The sequence below is a fragment of the Kitasatospora sp. NPDC054795 genome, assembly GCF_053611565.1.
Genome location: NZ_JBSHAP010000287.1, coordinates 1 through 1,964, shown reverse-complemented (window position 1 = coordinate 1,964; position 1,964 = coordinate 1). Strand labels below are relative to the sequence as shown.

At 71.8% G+C, this 1,964-nt stretch carries 2 protein-coding genes and 1 pseudogene; 2 read left to right on the top strand and 1 reads right to left on the bottom strand.

The window, feature by feature from the left end; genetic code table 11:
* Together ACWGJO_RS41480 and ACWGJO_RS41475 are read left to right on the top strand one after the other, a co-directional pair.
* A pseudogene (locus ACWGJO_RS41480) lies at positions 1–97 on the top strand (electron transfer flavoprotein subunit beta); the annotation flags it as partial.
* Positions 98–153: 56 nt separating this feature from the next.
* Positions 154–1,116 (top strand): electron transfer flavoprotein subunit alpha/FixB family protein, encoded by a 963-nt coding sequence (locus ACWGJO_RS41475; protein ID WP_452190951.1) that lies wholly within the window; start codon positions 154–156, stop codon positions 1,114–1,116.
* Positions 1,117–1,246: 130 nt separating this feature from the next.
* Here the strand turns inward: ACWGJO_RS41475 and ACWGJO_RS41470 are convergent, their stop codons facing one another.
* A complete protein-coding gene (locus ACWGJO_RS41470; protein ID WP_452190950.1) occupies positions 1,247–1,699 on the bottom strand; it encodes a hypothetical protein in 453 nt (150 codons plus the stop codon).
* Positions 1,700–1,964: the final 265 nt, after the last annotated feature.

Sequence of the window (1,964 nt, the reverse complement as noted above, 5' to 3'; positions counted from 1 at the left end):
GGCGCGTCCGGCGCGGACCGCGGGCACGGTCGTCAAGGACGAGGGCGAGGGCGGCAAGTCGCTCGCCGCCTTCCTCGCCGACCAGAAGTTCATCTGAGCCGGCGCGCCCACCCACCCACCCCCTGCCACAGCGAAACACGGAGACATTGAGCAATGGCTGAGATTCTCGTTCTGGTGGACCACGCCGACGGTGCGGTCCGCAAGCCGGCCCTGGAGCTGCTGACCCTGGCCCGCCGCATCGGCGAGCCGTCCGCCGTCGTCCTCGGTGCCGGTGCGGCCGCGGCCGGCATCGCGGCGAAGGCCGGCGAGTACGGCGCGGTGAAGGTGTACGTCGCCGACGGCGCCGAGTTCGCCGACCAGCTGGTCGTCCCCAAGGTGGACGCCCTGGCCCAGATCGCCGGTGCGGGCGATGTCGCCGCCGTGCTGGTGACGTCCTCCGGCGAGGGCAAGGAGGTCGCCGCGCGCGTCGCGCTGCGGATCGGCTCCGGCATCATCACCGACGCCGTCGACCTGCGCGCCGGCGACCAGGGCCCGATCGCCACCCAGTCGGTGTTCGCCGCCTCGTACACCGTCGACTCCCGGGTGAGCAAGGGCGCGCCGGTCATCACCGTCAAGCCGAACGCCGTCGCCCCGGAGGCCGCCCCGGCGGCCGGTGCGGTGGAGAACGTCGCCGTCGCGTTCACCGGCAACGCGGCCAAGGTGACCTCGCGCACCCCGCGCGTGTCCTCCGGCCGCCCGGAGCTGACCGAGGCCGCCATCGTGGTCTCCGGCGGCCGCGGCGTCGGTGCCGCCGAGGGCTTCGGCGTGGTCGAGGAGCTCGCGGACGCGCTGGGCGCGGCCGTCGGCGCCTCGCGCGCGGCGGTGGACGCCGGCTGGTACCCGCACAGCAGCCAGGTCGGCCAGACCGGCAAGCAGGTCTCCCCGCAGCTGTACGTGGCCAACGGCATCTCCGGCGCGATCCAGCACCGGGCCGGCATGCAGACCTCGAAGACCATCGTGGCCGTCAACAAGGACTCGGAGGCCCCGATCTTCGAGCTCGCGGACTACGGCGTGGTCGGCGACCTCTTCGAGGTGCTGCCGCAGCTCACCGCCGAGGTGAAGGCCCGCAAGGCCTGATCCCCGGACGACAGCGGAGGGCGTGGCGCCGAGTGGTACTCGGTGCCACGCCCTCCGTCGTTCTCCCTCGTTCTCCGGTAGCGCTCCGGGCGCGCCGTCCGCCCCGCCCGCCGCACGATCCCCCAGCGGATCACTCCGCGACGAAGGCCGCGAGGTGCTGGGTGGCGAGGTGCTGGGTGAAGCCGCCCTGGGCGGGCGGCAGCGGGCGCGGCTCGGTGTCCTGCACCGGCGGTGGCGGCTCCATCGGCAGCAGCCGCAGTTCCGGCTGGTCGGAGCCGGGGGAGGGGAGCAGCCGCACCCGGGTGCCGACCGGCACGGTGCTGCGCATCCCGTCCACGATGCACCAGACGTCGAAGCCCTCCGCCATGCGGATCAGGGACTTCTGACGGACCAGCGGCGTCCGGGCCTGCTCGACCGCGCAGCGCCGCACCACGCCGGTGCCCTCGCTGGGCTCCAGCCTGAGGTCGGTGGATCCGCAGGTGGGGCAGAGCAGCCGCTGGAAGGTCGGGTTGTTGCACCACGTGCAGCGCTGGAAGTACAGCGTCGTGCTGCGGGTGTCGGCATCGATGGCTGAGTGGATCACGCTGTCATCTCCCTGCGCTCGGACCGGCTCGTTCGGCAGAAGTTCGGCACGAAAAGGATAGGGAACTCAGTACCGCGAAGGGAAGGCACTGAGTTCCCTTTTTGCCGCGCGCATGCATAATGAAGGGTACTGAGTACCGTCGTGAAACAGGAGTGGCGATCATGAGCCAGGACTTCGATCTCTTCCGGATCTCCGAGGAGCACGGGATGCTCCGTGAGGCGGTGCGTTCGCTGGCCGAGGCGAAGATCGCTCCGTTCGCGGCGGA